Source organism: Acinetobacter sp. YH12205 (assembly GCF_013418125.1).
GTDB classification, from domain to species: Bacteria; Pseudomonadota; Gammaproteobacteria; order Pseudomonadales; family Moraxellaceae; genus Acinetobacter; species Acinetobacter towneri.
In genome coordinates, this window is the sequence record NZ_VPCQ01000014.1 from 21381 (window position 1) to 35702 (window position 14322).

General features: G+C 42.1%; 12 protein-coding genes and 4 tRNA genes. 12 read left to right on the forward strand and 4 right to left on the reverse strand.

Translation table 11 applies throughout. The features are described 5' to 3' along the window. The first annotated feature begins 142 nt into the window (after positions 1-142). Genes trpA through FTU92_RS12940 form a run of 4 tightly spaced genes read left to right on the forward strand, consistent with a single transcriptional unit; the run spans position 143 to position 4156 of the window. Positions 143-946 carry a tryptophan synthase subunit alpha gene (gene trpA, locus FTU92_RS12925; RefSeq protein ID WP_004976260.1) on the forward strand — a complete coding sequence of 268 codons (804 nt, stop codon included), beginning with the start codon at positions 143-145 and terminating at the stop codon, positions 944-946. Then, positions 943-1839, forward strand: coding sequence for an acetyl-CoA carboxylase, carboxyltransferase subunit beta (accD, locus tag FTU92_RS12930; protein ID WP_004976262.1), 897 nt, complete (start codon positions 943-945; stop codon positions 1837-1839). The genes trpA and accD overlap by 4 nt, the downstream gene beginning before the upstream one ends. Then, on the forward strand, positions 1836-3119 hold the full coding sequence (gene folC, locus FTU92_RS12935) for a bifunctional tetrahydrofolate synthase/dihydrofolate synthase (protein ID WP_167845785.1): 1284 nt from the start codon (positions 1836-1838) through the stop codon (positions 3117-3119). The genes accD and folC overlap by 4 nt, the downstream gene beginning before the upstream one ends. Beyond that, positions 3110-4156: an SPOR domain-containing protein gene (locus FTU92_RS12940; protein WP_373682958.1), complete on the forward strand. Its 1047-nt coding sequence runs from the start codon at positions 3110-3112 to the stop codon at positions 4154-4156. The genes folC and FTU92_RS12940 overlap by 10 nt, the downstream gene beginning before the upstream one ends. A gap of 143 nt (positions 4157-4299) precedes the next feature. On the opposite strand, the gene FTU92_RS12945 is transcribed toward FTU92_RS12940, so the two are convergent. Continuing rightward, positions 4300-4941, reverse strand: coding sequence for a peroxiredoxin (locus FTU92_RS12945; protein WP_179990535.1), 642 nt, complete (start codon positions 4939-4941; stop codon positions 4300-4302). 338 nt (positions 4942-5279) lie between these two features. Here FTU92_RS12945 and secA point away from each other — a divergent pair, with 338 nt between their 5' ends. From secA to FTU92_RS12985, 8 genes are all read left to right on the forward strand, one after another. Further along, complete coding sequence (gene secA, locus FTU92_RS12950) at positions 5280-7994, forward strand: preprotein translocase subunit SecA (protein ID WP_178867962.1); 2715 nt, start codon at positions 5280-5282, stop codon at positions 7992-7994. A 163-nt stretch (positions 7995-8157) separates the two neighbouring features. After that, positions 8158-8514, forward strand: coding sequence for a hypothetical protein (locus FTU92_RS12955; RefSeq protein ID WP_026438462.1), 357 nt, complete (start codon positions 8158-8160; stop codon positions 8512-8514). Positions 8515-8709: 195 nt separating this feature from the next. Continuing rightward, positions 8710-9930 (forward strand): bifunctional glutamate N-acetyltransferase/amino-acid acetyltransferase ArgJ, encoded by a 1221-nt coding sequence (gene argJ / locus FTU92_RS12960; protein ID WP_180044508.1) that lies wholly within the window; start codon positions 8710-8712, stop codon positions 9928-9930. A gap of 150 nt (positions 9931-10080) precedes the next feature. Then, positions 10081-11148 carry a quinolinate synthase NadA gene (gene nadA / locus FTU92_RS12965; protein WP_026438463.1) on the forward strand — a complete coding sequence of 356 codons (1068 nt, stop codon included), beginning with the start codon at positions 10081-10083 and terminating at the stop codon, positions 11146-11148. Positions 11149-11301: 153 nt separating this feature from the next. Beyond that, positions 11302-11378, forward strand: a tRNA-Pro gene (locus FTU92_RS12970). 46 nt (positions 11379-11424) lie between these two features. Next, positions 11425-11501 (forward strand) — tRNA-Arg (locus FTU92_RS12975). A 38-nt stretch (positions 11502-11539) separates the two neighbouring features. Further along, positions 11540-11615: transfer RNA gene (locus FTU92_RS12980), tRNA-His, on the forward strand. Positions 11616-11619: 4 nt separating this feature from the next. Further along, positions 11620-11696, forward strand: a tRNA-Pro gene (locus FTU92_RS12985). A 191-nt stretch (positions 11697-11887) separates the two neighbouring features. Here FTU92_RS12985 and FTU92_RS12990 read toward each other — a convergent pair. Genes FTU92_RS12990 through FTU92_RS13000 form a run of 3 tightly spaced genes read right to left on the reverse strand, consistent with a single transcriptional unit; the run spans position 11888 to position 14092 of the window. After that, a complete protein-coding gene (locus FTU92_RS12990; protein ID WP_180096409.1) occupies positions 11888-12364 on the reverse strand; it encodes an OmpA family protein in 477 nt (158 codons plus the stop codon). Then, complete coding sequence (locus FTU92_RS12995; protein WP_179990879.1) at positions 12357-13592, reverse strand: diguanylate cyclase domain-containing protein; 1236 nt, start codon at positions 13590-13592, stop codon at positions 12357-12359. The genes FTU92_RS12990 and FTU92_RS12995 overlap by 8 nt, the downstream gene beginning before the upstream one ends. Beyond that, positions 13589-14092: a YfiR family protein gene (locus FTU92_RS13000; RefSeq protein WP_096902398.1), complete on the reverse strand. Its 504-nt coding sequence runs from the start codon at positions 14090-14092 to the stop codon at positions 13589-13591. The genes FTU92_RS12995 and FTU92_RS13000 overlap by 4 nt, the downstream gene beginning before the upstream one ends. Between the last annotated feature and the right edge of the window lie 230 nt (positions 14093-14322).

Here is a 14322-nt window from a genome sequence, read left to right on the forward strand (position 1 = left end):
ATAAATCGTTTTGCAAACAGAAATGCAGCAACTCATGCCTGTGCGCTATTCATTGAGTAAAAAATAGCGTTACAATGGGTCAATTTGTATTTCTACAATAGCAAATGTCTCAGTTTTAATCATTCAAGGAAAATACAACCCTATGTCACGTTTAGCCACACGATTTGCACAGCTTGAATCTCAACAGCGTAAGGCCTTGGTTTCTTATGTTATGGCAGGTGACCCTCATCCAGAAGTCACAGTTCCGTTGTTACATCAAATGGTCGAGGCAGGGGTAGATGTCGTTGAATTAGGTTTGCCGTTTTCAGACCCAATGGCTGATGGTCCAGTAATTGCCCTCGCTGCAGAGCGAGCGTTGGCAGGTGGAACCAATACGCTAGATGCTTTAAACATGGTCAAAGAGTTCCGTCAAAAAGATCAGGAAACTCCTGTGGTATTGATGGGATATTTAAACCCTGTAGAAGTCATTGGTTATGAAAAGTTTGTTGAATATGCACATGACTGTGGTGTCGATGGTGTACTTCTGGTCGATTTACCACCTGAAGAAGCCCAAGAATTTGATGAAGTCCTGAATAAATATGGGATGAATCAAATTTTCTTGTTAGCGCCAACTTCTACACCAGAGCGTATTCAATTTGTTGCAAACCAAGCCAGTGGCTTTATTTATTATGTTTCTTTGAAAGGCGTGACGGGTGCAGCAACACTTGATGTTGCAGAAGCAGCAACCCGCATCCAACAGATTAAAGCTGTAACCAACGTGCCTGTGGGTGTGGGTTTTGGCATCAGTGATGCTGCATCTGCCAAAGCAATGGGCGCGGCTGCCGACGCAGTCATTGTCGGAAGTGCTTTTGTAAAACAATTTGCGAGCTTAGCACCAGAACAAGCCGTCATTGCAACGGTTAATAAAGTGAAGGAGCTTCGAGCTGCGCTCGATGAGTTAGTATGAGTCAAGAAGTGAAAACAGGGAAAATTCTAAGCCCATCGACGCCGTGGACTGCACGTGGTGTACCTGGTATTGAAACACCAGATGAGCAACAAGCGTTAAAAGCGATCTTTACTGAACCAACGATTGAATGTCCAGAATGTCATGCCTTGGTGACACGTACGGCAATGTCGTTCAACGCTTATGTATGCCCACAATGTGATGAACATTTACGTATGAAAGCGCGTGAGCGTTTAACTTGGTTCTTTGACCAAGTGCAAAACGAATTAGGTCAAGAATTCTCTGCCAAAGACCCACTCAAATTTGTAGACAGCAAAGCTTATCCTGAGCGTATGACTGAAGCGCAAAAGAAAACGGGTGAAACCGAAGCTTTAGTGGTGATGCAGGGCTTATTAAAAGATATGCCAGTCATTGCTTGTGCATTTGAGTTTGATTTTATGGGCGGCTCAATGGGTACCGTAGTGGGTGACCGTTTTGTGCAAGCTGCTGAACGTGCGATTCAGCAAAAACAACCGTTAATTTGCTTCGCAGCATCGGGCGGTGCGCGTATGCAAGAAGGCATGTTGTCATTAATGCAAATGGCGCGTACTTCTGCAGCAATTCAACGTATGAAAGAAGCAGGCTTACCTTACATCGTAGTATTAACACATCCTGTATATGGTGGTGTAACTGCATCATTGGCGATGCTGGGTGATGTGCACATTGCAGAACCTAAAGCGATGATTGGTTTTGCGGGTAAACGTGTCATTGAGCAAACTGTACGTGAAAAACTGGAAGAACCGTTCCAACGTGCAGAATACTTACTTGATCATGGTGTGGTCGATCAAATTGTCCATCGTCATGCATTACGTGATACAGTTTATCGTATTCTTGCGAAACTGATGAACTTGCCTTGAACACAGCACCTCTTGCAACCGATGATTTAAACACATGGCTCAATTATTGGAGCCATGTTCACGTTACGGGTATTGATTTAGGTTTGGAACGGGTCATTCCCGTTGCAGAAAAATTGGGTGTAACCCATCCTAAAGCTAAAGTCATTACGGTTGCGGGAACCAATGGCAAAGGCTCAACCACAACCACTTTAGCGGCTATTTTAAATGCGCAGGGCTATCGGGTTGGGTTGTACCAATCGCCACATATTTACCGTTTTAATGAACGAGTCAAATTAGCAGGCGTCGAAATCGATGACCAAAGTTTGATTGATGCTTTTGTGCAAGTCGATCAAGCACGACGTGATTGCGATCTGAGTTTATCTTTTTTTGAGGCCACGACTTTGGCAGCCTTTGTGATTTTTAAAGCACGTGATTGCGATGTATGGGTGCTTGAAGTCGGTTTAGGTGGACGCTTAGATGTGGTCAATGTCGTCAATCCTGATGTGGCGGTTATTACCAATATCGGTTTAGATCATGTCGATTGGTTAGGCGATAGCATCGAAAAAATTGCCTATGAAAAAGCAGGCATTATTCGTCCTAACATTCCTGTCATTTTTGCAGGTCAGCAAGATTTGCCTCAAGCTATTCACGACAAAGCAGCAACCTGCAATGCACCTTTGTTTGTCTTGAATCGTGATTATTTTTATCGGGATATGCAAGATGGTCAGTCATGGATGTTTGCTGCATCGGGTTGTACCTTAAAACTTCCAACAGGCAGTTTAGCCCTCGATAATATTTCAACGGCTGTGGCAGCAGTCTTGCACAGTGGTTTAGAAATCACCCAAGACGCAATTGCACAAGGTATTCAAACGGCCAAATTGGCGGGACGTTTTGAAATTCGTCAAATTCAGGGCAAAACCGTGATTTTTGATGCAGGACATAACCCGCATGGCGTTGAATTTTTGTTAAAGCAATTGCGCAATTTCTTAAATTACAATAAACAGTACACTGAAGTGGTCAGTGTTTTTTCAATGCTTGCAGATAAAGATATAAATTCTGTGGTTGAGTTATTGAAAGATAGTGTCGTAATGTGGAAAATTGCCACATTAAATGTGCCTCGTGCGGCGGAGATCACGGTTTTGGATCAGGCTTTGCAAGGCGAAACAATACAACACTTCGACAGTATACAATTGGCTTTTAAATCAGCACTGGATGAAACAAAAAATAATCAGCTGATTTTGGTATGTGGATCATTTCATACCTTAGAAGCGGTATGGGAGTATTTGGAAGAATGTCAATGAATAACAAACAGCGCTGGATGGGTGGCGTTGTTTTATTAGGTGGTGGTGTTTTATTGGCAGCATTGCTTTTAAAAGGGCAAGAAGAAATACATCAAAATAATGTGAAAACCCCAAGCCAAGCCGAACAAGTTCAACATAAAAATGCCAATCAGGCAGAAATGGTGCAATTGCAACCTTTAACTGTCGATGTGCAAACCGAGCAGCGTCTGCTTGAAGAGCAGCGCCGTGCGCGTGAAAAAGCAGTGGCAGAGCAAGAAGCACGTGCAGCTGAGTTTTTAGCGATGCAACAACAGGCAGAAGCAGAAGCAGCGCGTAAAGCTGCAGAAGAATATGCTGCCTTAAATGCATTACGTTCTGGTCAGCAGCAAAGTTCTGACAATATTCCGCCTGAATTGGTCGAAGATGAACAAGCCAAGCAAAAGCGTTTGGCTGAAGAAAAAGCCGCTCAGCAAAAGAAGTTAGAGCAGCAAAAAGCAACGGATGCCAAGAAAGCTGCTGAGTTAAAAGCTGCGCAAGAGCGTAGTGCTGCAGAGAAAAAAGCAGCAGATGAAAAGCGTTTAGCGGAAGAAAAACGCATTGCAGAAGAGAAGCGCAAAGCGGAAGAACAACGCCAAGCCGATGCAAAACGTAAAGCTGAACAAGAGCGAAAAGCAGCAGAATCGAAAAAAGAAGCAGAACGTAAGGCTGCCGAAGATAAGCGTAAAGCCGAGGAAAAACGCAAAGCTGAAGAAGCTGCCAAGAAAAAGGCTGAAGCTGAAAAAGCACGTAAGTTATTGGAAGAAGGCGATAAGCAGTGGATGGTACAAGTGGCTTTGGCTGCTAACCAAGCCAATGCCGATGCTTTGGCGGCAAAACTGAAAGCCAAAGGTTATAAAGTCACCCAAAGTCCAACGTCTAAAGGGGTTCGGATTATGGTTGGGCCATCTAAAGACCGTGATGCTGCAGATGCAACCCGCAAGAAAATTACCGCAGACCCAAGTTTGAATATGAAATCTGCATGGGTGATTGACTGGGTACCGTTAGATAAACGTGACTAGATCATTCGATCAAAATGTTTATTAAAAAGGATTTAATCTTTTGGGTTAAATCCTTTTTTAATGCTGATTGAATTTAGGCGTGTTTCAAATGCTTTGATTGTAAAAAGCCTATCCGAAGATAGGCTTGCTCATGTAACACTTAATTAAGTGCGGTTCGGTTGTTTGGTCAAACGTAAATAAGGCTTGATGGCTTTATATCCACTTGGGAAGCGTTCTTTAAGTTCCGCTTCATCCTGAATGGCAGGCACAATGACCACATCTTCACCATCTTGCCAGTTGGCAGGCGTTGCAACCTTGTAATTGTCAGTCAGTTGTAGTGAATCAATGACACGTAAAATTTCGTGGAAATTACGTCCTGTAGAAGCAGGATAAGTAATGATCAAGCGTACTTTTTTATTTGGATCAATAATGATTAATGAGCGGACAGTCAGTGTTTCGCTGGCATTCGGGTGAATAAAATCGTACAGGGTAGACACTTTACGATCTTGGTCAGCAAGAATTGGGAAATTAACCGTTGTATCTTGAGTTTCGTTAATATCTTGAATCCAGCCTTTATGAGATTCAGCATCATCTACAGAAAGTGCAATCGCTTTGACATTGCGCTTGCTGAATTCATCTTTCAGTTTTGCGGTATAGCCTAGCTCGGTGGTGCAGACAGGTGTGTAATCGGCAGGATGCGAAAATAGAATGCCCCAGCTGTCACCTAAAAATTCATAAAAATCAATTGGGCCTTCATTTGAATCTTGCGTGAAGTTGGGTGCAGTGTCACCTAAGCGAATAGTCATTGTGTACCTCTGTCTTGTTTTGTTGTGTGATGTGTGCGTACTACTATGCGCCATTCCTTTTGCAGAATTAAATAGTGTTTTTGTATGTGCTTATGAATAATTTGAATATGGTGTGTCATTTTTATTGCATTTTCAAAATAGATTGATGTGTGATTGCTATATATCGTCCGCTCGAAATTTGTTACATTAACTGCTACTTAGCAGCGAGAAATGGCAAGTAGAGATTGGAATTTTTAATAGGTTTTTGTGCAAAACCCTTGTACTTCAAATTTCTAGCACCATAATAACCACTAAGAAAAACCTATTTATTTGACAAGCAAGATTTAGAGAGTTTATTCATGTTGGCAAGTCTGATCGGAGGAATCTTCGGTACTAAAAATGAGCGCGAACTCAAACGCATGCGTAAAATCGTAGACAAGATTAATGCGCTCGAGCCGACGATATCTGCCTTAAGCGATGCAGACTTATCTGCAAAAACCGAAGAATTCAAACAACGTTATAACAAAGGCGAAAGTTTAGATAAATTATTACCAGAAGCATTTGCAGTATGTCGTGAAGCCGCCAAACGTGTCATGAGCATGCGTCACTATGACGTGCAGTTGATTGGTGGTATTACCTTGCATGAAGGTAAAATTGCAGAAATGCGTACAGGTGAAGGTAAAACCCTAATGGGAACTTTGGCCTGTTATTTAAATGCTTTAAGCGGTCAGGGCGTGCACGTCATTACTGTGAACGACTACTTGGCACAGCGTGATGCCGAACTCAACCGCCCTTTATTTGAGTTTTTAGGTTTAAGCATTGGCATTATCTATTCCATGCAAGACCCGACTGAAAAAGCACAGGCTTATCGCGCAGACATTACCTACGGTACCAATAACGAATTTGGTTTCGACTACTTGCGTGACAACATGGTGTTCTCACTGAGTGAGAAAAAACAGCGTGGCCTGACGTATGCCATTATTGACGAAGTCGATTCGATCTTAATTGATGAAGCACGTACACCATTAATCATTTCTGGTCAAAGTGATGACTCATCGCAGTTATATGCAGCAATCAACACCATTCCGCCAAAATTGCATGCACAAAAAGAAGAAAAAGTAGCCGATGGTGGACATTTCTGGATTGATGAAAAACAACGTACTGTAGAAATGACCGAAATTGGTTATGAAACGGTAGAAAATGAATTAATTCAAATGGGTTTATTGGCAGAAGGCGAAAGTCTGTATTCTGCATCTAACCTGAATTTGGTGCATCACGTATCTGCAGCTATTCGTGCGCACTTCTTGTATCAACGCAACGTGCATTACATCATCCATGATGGTGAAGTGATTATTGTCGATGAAAACACAGGTCGTACCATGCCTGGCCGTCGCTGGTCAGAAGGTTTGCACCAAGCGGTAGAGGCGAAAGAAGGTCTAGAAATTCAGCCCGAAAACCAGACTTTAGCGACCACAACCTTCCAGAACTATTTCCGTTTATACAAAAAGCTTTCGGGAATGACGGGTACTGCAGACACTGAAGCTGCAGAAATGAAAGAAATTTATGGTCTTGATGTGGTCATCATTCCAACGCACCGACCAATGATTCGTAATGACCAAAACGATTTAATTTATTTAAACCGTACTGGTAAATACAACGCGATTATTCAAGAAATTCAACGCGTGCATGAAGCGGGTGTCGCACCAATTCTGATTGGTACAGCGACCATTGAAGCTTCAGAAATTTTATCGGATAAACTGCGTGAAGCAGGTATTCAGCACGAAGTATTGAATGCGAAGCAACACGAACGCGAAGCTGACATCATTGCGCAAGCAGGCTCACCACGTGCGGTGACTATTGCCACGAACATGGCGGGTCGTGGTACAGATATTTTGCTAGGTGGTAACTGGAAAGCTTTGCTAGCCAAAATTGAAAACCCAACTCCTGAAGATGAAGCGCGTTTAAAGGCAGAGTGGGAACAAAACCATGACATGGTGTTAAGTTCAGGTGGCTTACACATTATTGGTTCAGAACGTCACGAATCGCGTCGTATTGACAACCAGTTGCGTGGTCGTGCAGGTCGTCAGGGTGACCCAGGCGTGTCACGTTTCTATCTGTCACTCGAAGATGACTTAATGCGTATTTTCGCAGGTGATCGTGTTGTAGCAATGATGCGTGCTATGGGCTTGCAGGAAGATGAAGCGATTGAACACAAAATGGTGTCACGCTCTATCGAAAATGCACAGCGTAAAGTTGAGGCACGTAACTTCGACATCCGTAAAAACTTGTTGAAATACGATGACGTAAACAACGAACAACGTAAGATCATTTATTCACAGCGTGATGATATTCTGGCAGAAAGCACGCTGCAAGACTATATTGAAGAAATGCACCGTGAAGTGGTCACAGGTATGATCGCCAATTATATTCCACCAGAATCAATTCATGACCAATGGGATATTGATGGTTTAGAGCGTGCCTTGCGTGATGATTTGGGCGTCGAATTACCAATTAACCAATGGCTCGAAGATGATCGTCGCCTAGATGAAGAAGCTTTGGTTGAACGTATTGCCGATGAAATTGTGACACGTTACCGTGCACGTCGTGAGCAAATGGGTGATGAATCTGCTGCGATGCTAGAACGCCACTTTATGCTCAGTTCACTTGATCGTCACTGGAAAGATCACTTGGCGGCGATGGACTATTTGCGTCAAGGTATTCATTTACGTGGTTATGCACAAAAGAATCCTGAGCAAGAGTACAAAAAAGAAGCCTTTAACTTGTTTGTGAATATGTTGGGCGTGATTAAAGCCGATGTTGTGACCGATCTTTCGCGTGTGCATGTCCCAACACCTGAAGAATTGGCAGCGATGGAAGCACAGCAGCAAGCGCAAGCAGAAGCGATGCAGCTTAATCTTTCACATGCTGATGTAGATGGTTTAACGGGCGAAACCTTTGAATCAGAACCACAGTACAGTGCTGCTGAGCAAACGGTTGTTCCACCTGCAAGCCGTAACTCGCCATGCCCATGTGGTTCAGGACTGAAATATAAACAGTGTCACGGTAAAATCTAAACCTGACTTGTTACAACTTAAGCAGAACTTTGGCTCTGCTTTTTTGTATTTTGGGGCGCAAAATCTTTGTGGTAATAGTTTTGCAAGATGTGTATAGCATTTGCAGATTTTGGAATTAAATGCTATTTAGTTGCACATGCAATATCCATGTGTGGAACAAAAAATGAAAAAAGTATTACAACCTTTAATGATTGTTGCCTTGAGCTTGCCTACTTTCGCATTTGCAAATGCGGCAACAACGACAACTCCTGCAAAAGTTCAAGCTGCTGTGGGTGCGACCACTGCACAGGTACAAGTGGATAATGGTCACGTGACTGTGGCAAGCCCACGCACAGGTATTCGTTATACCTTTGCCAATCCAGATCAGCGTCCAATCGTGTTGCATACTGCAGCGATTGCACCTGCGAATGCTGCCAATGTAAATCGTATTGTGGCTGCAAATCCTGCTTTATCTGCAGCAAGTCAAGAACGTGCAAAACAGGCTTTATTGGGTGAAACCGTGGTTGCGACTACGCCATAATCCAAATAGGCTCAATCAGTATAATTTTAGTTGCTGATGCATTATATTGAAGATTAAAACCAGTCCATACGGGCTGGTTTTTTATATATGACCTTGTGTATTAACAAAAGTTGAATCAAGCAGGGTGGATGCTCGATTTTTTCTTCAATTTCCACTAAGCTGTGACATTCTCAAATTTGTACTGGAAATTTCAAAATGGCAGTTGGTGACGTCTCTATGCCACACATGCATGTGGTCAAAGGTGTAAAAATTGGTTCAGCAGAGGCTTATGTGCGTTATCAGAACCGACGTGACCTGGTTATTTTTGAATTTGCAGCAGGCTCAAATGTAGTGGGCGTATTTACTCAAAACGCATTTTGCGCTGCGCCTGTGCATGTGTCCAAAGCACATTTAGCTCAAGGCAATCCGCGTTATTTGGTCATTAATACAGGTAATGCCAATGCGGGTACAGGCAAATTGGGTATGCAAAATGCAGAAATCACCTGTGCCAAATTGGCTGAATTGGCAGGTGTATCTACCCAAGAAGTTTTGCCATTTTCTACAGGTGTGATTGGTGAGCAATTGCCGATTGAGCGCTTGGTTGCTGGTTTAGCGCCTGCGCTGGCATCGTTACGTGAGGATGCTTGGCATGATGCTGCGACAGGTATTATGACCACAGATACCACGCCAAAAGGTGCATCTGAGCAGTTTGAGTTAGATGGTATTACTTATAGCATGACAGGCATTTCTAAAGGTGCAGGTATGATTCGCCCAAATATGGCGACCATGCTTAGCTATGTTGCAACCGATGCACCAATTCAACGTGACATCTTGCAGCAATTACTCAAACACAGCGTAGAACAATCGTTTAACCGTATTACTGTAGATGGCGATACCTCGACCAATGATTCATGTATCTTGGTGGCGACTGGTCAGACGGGTGGCACTGAAATTTGCAGCGAAAATGACCCGCGTTATGCTGTGGTATTAGATGTTTTGAATCGTGTGATGTTGCGTTTGGCTCAACTGATTATCCGTGATGGTGAAGGTGCAACAAAATTCATTACGGTACGTGTTGAAGATGGTGACAATACCCAAGAATGTTGTGATATTGCGTACAGCATTGCACATTCACCATTGGTAAAAACGGCCATTTTTGCCTCAGATCCAAACTGGGGGCGTATTCTTGCTGCAATTGGTTATGCAGGCGTGCCAAATTTAGACGTTGAAAAAATTCAGGTTTGGTTGGATGATGTGCAAATTTGCAAAGATGGCGGTGCTGCTGCCGACTATACCGAAGCAGCGGGCGCGCGAGTCATGGCACAAACCGAAATGACCATTCGTGTAAATTTAGGACGTGGTCAAGCGACAGATACAGTCTATACTTGTGACTTGTCTTACGATTATGTCAAGATCAACGCGGATTACCGTTCGTAAAAATTCAAATTGAGTGATAAAGCCTCCGTTGTGAGGCTTTTTTAGCATTCAATCGGCAAAGGGCTGGTGAATGAGTAAATTGCCCCCATATCATCAGTGACTTGAGTAAGCTTGTGTTCGGGCAAGCATGAAGATAGAGAAGACGTTGTTATGAATGATGCGACCAATTTAATTGCCAATGAAGCCAAATCAATTGTGCAGGCGCATTTAGATCGCTTGGGTGAAACCAAAGAACATCATTTGAGTGAGCAAGCCAAGCAGGAAAAATTTGCGCAAATTAAAGCAGAACTCGAAAAGCACAATGCTGTCTTGGTTGCCCATTATTACTGCGATCCTGAAGTACAGGAACTGGCTGAATTAACAGGTGGCTGTGTTTCGGATTCACTGGAAATGGCACGTTTTGGTCGTGATCATGCGGCAACCACGTTGGTCGTAGCTGGTGTAAAATTTATGGGCGAAACTGCCAAAATTTTATCGCCAGAAAAAACCATTCTTATGCCAACTTTAGAAGCGACTTGTTCGCTAGACTTAGGTTGTCCTGTCGATGAGTTTAGCCGCTTCTGTGATGCGCATCCTGATCATACAGTCGTGGTTTATGCCAACACGTCCGCTGCGGTAAAAGCGCGTGCAGATTGGGTCGTTACCTCAAGCTGTGCGGTTGAAATTATTGAACATCTCGATAGCTTAGGTGAAAAAATCATTTGGGCGCCAGATCAGCACTTAGGACGCTATATTCAAAAGAAAACTGGCGCAGATATGCTGCTTTGGGATGGTTCGTGTATTGTGCATGAAGAATTCCGTTCACGCGGTATAGCCAATATGAAAGCCATGTATCCGGATGCAGCAGTTTTGGTGCATCCAGAATCACCAGAATCAGTTGTTGATGTAGCTGATGCGGTGGGCAGTACCTCGCAACTTATTCAAGCGGCAAAAACTTTGCCACACGAGCGTTTAATTGTGGCAACAGACCGCGGTATTTTCTACAAGATGCAGCAAGCTGTACCAAATAAAATTCTAATTGAAGCACCAACTGCAGGTGAGGGTGCAACCTGTCGTTCATGCGCACACTGCCCGTGGATGGCGATGAATGAATTGGATGGAATTTTGCATGTATTGCAAACAGGTGATCAAGAAGTATTCGTTGAACCTGCCATGGCAGAACGTGCTAAATTACCACTAGATCGTATGTTGAATTTCAGTGCGAGCTTAAAACGCTAAAATTGATTGAAAAATATCAAAAATGCTTGATAAATATACGGTTGAAGCTTTTTTTTAATTTTTTTTAAATATAGGTGTTGACGTCTTCGGGCGTCGCGCCTAGAATGCACACCGTACCGCACGATGTGCGATACACAAAAAGCTGAGATGAATCGGAGCATAGCACAGCCTGGTAGTGCACCTGGTTTGGGACCAGGGGGTCGTAGGTTCGAATCCTACTGCTCCGACCAATTCTTCAAGGCAACGTATCGCATGATATTATGTATCATCGGTCATGCGCCTGTAGCTCAGTTGGATAGAGCATCCGCCTTCTAAGCGGATGGTCACAGGTTCGAATCCTGTCAGGCGCGCCATTTTTTGGTAGCTTGGTATAAAAGAACCAAACATGATGGTGGATGTAGCTCAGTTGGTAGAGCCCTGGATTGTGATTCCAGTTGTCGCGGGTTCGAATCCCGTCATTCACCCCAATTTCGGAGCATAGCACAGCCTGGTAGTGCACCTGGTTTGGGACCAGGGGGTCGTAGGTTCGAATCCTACTGCTCCGACCATTTTTTAAATAGAACAGATGCTAAGTAGAAATGGTCAAGTCAATAAAGATACCGCGTTAAGCGGTTTTTTTATGCCTGAAATTTGTGAAAGCCTTGTTAGGTTTAAAATTGGCTTCATATTAGTTATTGGTCGGCATAAAAAAGCCTCAAGAATGAGGCTCAATATAAGAAAAGTTTTAGTGTCTTTTTTATTAAGGCACAATCGTCACATTGACGCGTCGGTTGGTGGCACGATTTGCTGGTGTGTCATTGCTTACCATTGGTTGTGTTGCACCACGTCCAATCACCTGAATATTTTTTCTTTCAAAACCTTGATCTAAAAAAACCTGAGCCACATTTTGGGCGCGTTTTTCCGATAGGGTTTGATTGTAGCTGGCTAAACCTACGTTGTCTGTGTGACCAATAAACTTGAGTTTATCCAAGTCATATTTATGCAGCTGTTGTGCCAATTGGTTGAGGCGTTCTTTTTGGCTATTTTGAATGGCGTATTCATCAAAACCAAATAACAAGCGTTCAGGCAGGGCTAAGGTCCAGCCATCATCACTTAAAATAAAGCCTTCTTGTTTTAGCATGCGCGCCTGCTTATAGCTGACATTCCCCAAACTCATGCAAGCACTGAGTGAAACCATAACAAGAATAAGTGTGCCGATCAGAACTTTTTTAAGCATAAGGAACCTGTTTATTGTTTGATTGAGGTGAAATATACCATTTTGATTGATCACGTTTGGCTTTGAGCATTGCGCGATCGACATCGGCAATTAAATTTTCAGGAGTTTTTGCATATTCAATCAATGCTACGCCAATACTGACATTTAAGGAAACTTGTTGCTGTTCATACTTAAATGTAGAGGTATAGCAAGCATGAATCTTTTGACAATAATCCTCTAATTCTGCAGTGGAGTGTGAGCCAGTTAAGATTACTGCAAACTCATCGCCACCTAAACGCGCAACAAACGCATGTGAGGGCAAAATCTGAATTAGACAATGTGATGAATCACGTAAAATATTATCGCCCGTCAAATGCCCAAATTGGTTATTGATTTGGTTAAAGTTATTAATGTCTAAAAAAAATACTGCAGCCGTAGCAGAAGGCTGGGTAAATAGCTTAAACAGTGTTTCATAAAAATAATTACGATTTGGCAACTGCGTTAAATTGTCGTATTGCGACTGAAATTGCAGTTTATGATTTTCAACCAATAAATTCTTATGGGATTGTTCAATCTCATTGAGTAAGCCATTAAAGGCATAACTCAGTTCATGAAGTTCTTGAATATCTGAACTTGAAACGCGCAGCTTATAATTTTTTTGTGCACTGATCTCCTGTGCCGAGCTGACAATAGAACTTAAAGATTGCATGAGATATTGATAAATTGAATTAATTGACCAAAACACAGCAATTAAAAGCAAAATAAAACCGAAAATTAATCCTAAAACGATTTTATAAAAAAAACTGACCAAGTCACTAGAGTTTCCATACACCACCAACTCACCATAGTTTTGCTGATCATGGTCAATACTCAGCCGAACAGGATGATTAAAAAACAGATAGTCCAATAAAGCCTGAATTGAAAAATGCTCTAGACCTTGCTGTTCAATAAAGGCAATACGTGTCTGTTTAGGTGAGCGTACTTCAATTGAACGAATAGAATAACGCTGCGTATGTTCAGAGAGAATTTTGTTGAGCGTCATTTGATCATTAAAAACCACTGCAGGCTGAATGCGTTCATTTAATGCTGCAGATAAACTTTGCAAACTATTTTTTGCGAAGGTGTTCATGGTGTAGGTTGAAATGACCAGAAAAATCATTGAACAAATTGTAAAAGTCAGAGCAAAGATAGTGAGTTGTGCGCGTGTGAATAATTGATGCAAAGTAATAGGGGAGTATAACTGCTTCATGAGTTTGACTCCGATGTTTTTGCAAGCAGTAATACACGCGGATCAATATGCACTTGAGATTGAGTCAAGCTTTCCATGTTGACTTTAAAAGCATAGTTATCATTTTTTTTATAAAGACAAAAAGCGCTGCCAGTTTCACATTCCAGATTGTTTAAACTAATAGATAGGGCTGGAAATCGAACTTGAGTATTTAAGGTATGTTGTTCTTGTGCAGCAGAAAGCGTAGAAAAAATTAATATTTGACAATTACTTTTAGATATTTCATGGCTTTGAATGGGTTGAATGTCATATTTATTATGTAATGGGGCATGTTTTTTGAATTGTTGTGCAATATTATCTTGATTTACAACACAAAGTTTGGGCGTGCTAGCTTGCCATTTTGCATACGCTAAAATGGAGAATGTAGTGTTATAAAGATTTGATGCAGGTGCAGCATACAAAATAGGTGTTTGCATTGCTACAAATGACAGCAAGGTTATTATTTTTAAATTTTGAGTCATTTCAACACAACACGAATGAACATTAAAGTAGTGTAGCTAATATTGGAAAATAAGCATACTGCTAATTTTGAGCAAGAATGATACAGATCTAAATGATTTTGCCGAATAAATAACCGTTCGGACTAAAAAACTTATAAAACTTAAAAAGAGGGGTTGCATGGCGAAATATTTCACCTATAATGCACATCCATCGGCGGTGATGAAGATTAAAACTTCTGGTAAAACAATGA

Bases quoted from the DNA above. Each gene is read 5' to 3' on its own strand.
- trpA (WP_004976260.1), top strand. From the start codon at position 143: ATGTCACGTTTAGCCACACGATTTGCACAGCTTGAATCTCAACAGCGT.
- accD (WP_004976262.1), top strand. From the start codon at position 943: ATGAGTCAAGAAGTGAAAACAGGGAAAATTCTAAGCCCATCGACGCCG.
- FTU92_RS12940 (WP_373682958.1), top strand. From the start codon at position 3,110: ATGTCAATGAATAACAAACAGCGCTGGATGGGTGGCGTTGTTTTATTA.
- FTU92_RS12945 (WP_179990535.1), bottom strand. From the start codon at position 4,941: ATGACTATTCGCTTAGGTGACACTGCACCCAACTTCACGCAAGATTCA.
- secA (WP_178867962.1), top strand. From the start codon at position 5,280: ATGTTGGCAAGTCTGATCGGAGGAATCTTCGGTACTAAAAATGAGCGC.
- FTU92_RS12955 (WP_026438462.1), top strand. From the start codon at position 8,158: ATGAAAAAAGTATTACAACCTTTAATGATTGTTGCCTTGAGCTTGCCT.
- argJ (WP_180044508.1), top strand. From the start codon at position 8,710: ATGGCAGTTGGTGACGTCTCTATGCCACACATGCATGTGGTCAAAGGT.
- nadA (WP_026438463.1), top strand. From the start codon at position 10,081: ATGAATGATGCGACCAATTTAATTGCCAATGAAGCCAAATCAATTGTG.
- FTU92_RS12990 (WP_180096409.1), bottom strand. From the start codon at position 12,364: ATGCTTAAAAAAGTTCTGATCGGCACACTTATTCTTGTTATGGTTTCA.
- FTU92_RS12995 (WP_179990879.1), bottom strand. From the start codon at position 13,592: ATGAAGCAGTTATACTCCCCTATTACTTTGCATCAATTATTCACACGC.
- FTU92_RS13000 (WP_096902398.1), bottom strand. From the start codon at position 14,092: ATGACTCAAAATTTAAAAATAATAACCTTGCTGTCATTTGTAGCAATG.